At 74.2% G+C, this 1,302-nt stretch carries 1 protein-coding gene; it reads left to right on the top strand.

What is annotated here, in order from left to right:
- Nucleotides 1–1,279: hypothetical protein (locus ACH107_RS32900; protein ID WP_412509793.1), on the top strand; the 1,279-nt coding region annotated here is incomplete at its 5' end.
- Between the last annotated feature and the right edge of the window lie 23 nt (nucleotides 1,280–1,302).

Genomic DNA, 1,302 nt, shown 5'->3' with positions numbered 1-1,302 from the left:
CGAACCGCCGGTTTCCGGCAGCACGGACATCCCGGATGTGGACGTCATGCCGCTCGATGCCGCGCTGCCCGACGCGGCGGGGCTGCTGCCCGCCGCCAGCACGGGCCTGCCGCGCACGCTCTGGCGGGACAGCACGACATCGGCACTGGTCACGGCGCTCGACGGTCTGCCCGACCGGCCCCTGCCGGCCGTTCAGGCGCTGTTCTACACGCTGCTTCTGACCGAGGCCGACGCGCCGTTCGACGCGGGGAGCGACGCGCGGTTCCTGTCCGCGCGGCTCGATGCGTTGCGGCGCTACGGCGCGGTATCGCCCGCGCTCGCGCTGGTGGAGCGCGCGGGCCCCGCCCGCGCCAGCCTGTTCGACCATTGGCTCGGGCTTGCGCTGCTCGACGGGTCCGAAGCCGCGCCCTGTTCCGCGCTCAAGCGCGATCCGGCCCTCAGCACGGCCTATGCCGCCCGGGTCTACTGTACCGCCCGCGCCGGTGACTGGCAGACGGCCGCGCTGACCTTCGACGCCGCGAAGGCCGTCGGTGCGCTCACCCCGGTCGAGGAACAGCTTCTGGCGGTGTTCCTCAGCCCCGAGGCCATCGACGACGCCACGTTGCCCCCGCCCCCGCGCGACGTGACCCCCCTGACCTTCCGCCTGTTCGAGGCGGCGGGCGCCCCGCTGGCCACCGGCAGCCTGCCGCGCGCCTTTGCCGTGGCCGATCTGCGCGGCACCGCCGGCTGGAAAGCCGAGATCGAGGCGGCCGAGCGTCTGGTCCGCCGCCAGGCCCTGCCCGAGAACCGCCTGCTGGGCCTTTACACGGCGCGCGAACCGGCGGCCTCCGGCGGGGTCTGGGACAGGGCCGCGATGGTACAGCGCGTGCATGCCGCCCTGCGTCAGGGCGATACGCGCGCCGTGGCCGGCGTGCTGCCGCGGGCATGGCCCGCGATGCGCGATGCCGGCCTCGGGATCGCCTTTGCGCAGCTCTTCGGGGCCGACCTTCCACAGCGCGACCTGCCCCGCGATCAGCAGCCGCTGGCGCTGCGCATCGGCTTGCTGTCACCGGCCTACGAGTCCATCGCGACCAGCCGCCGCCAGACCGGCGGGATGGACGGCGAGACCGCGTTCCTCGTCGATGTGGCGCTCGGCCGCGTCGCCCCGGATGCCGGCACGACCCCGCTGCAACGCGCCATCGCCACCGCCTTTGCCGCCAGCGGTTCGGCTCGATATGGGCGGCCCCGTCGACAAGGCCGAGCTCGGTCGCGCGCGCGCCCAGCCAGAACTCGCCGGTGAAAAGATCCTGCTTGTCGGTGAGC

It is taken from the genome of Roseovarius halophilus (ex Wu et al. 2025) (assembly GCF_047086965.1).
The sequence above is the reverse complement of the archived record's forward strand: the minus strand, read 5'-3'. Positions and strand labels throughout refer to the sequence as shown.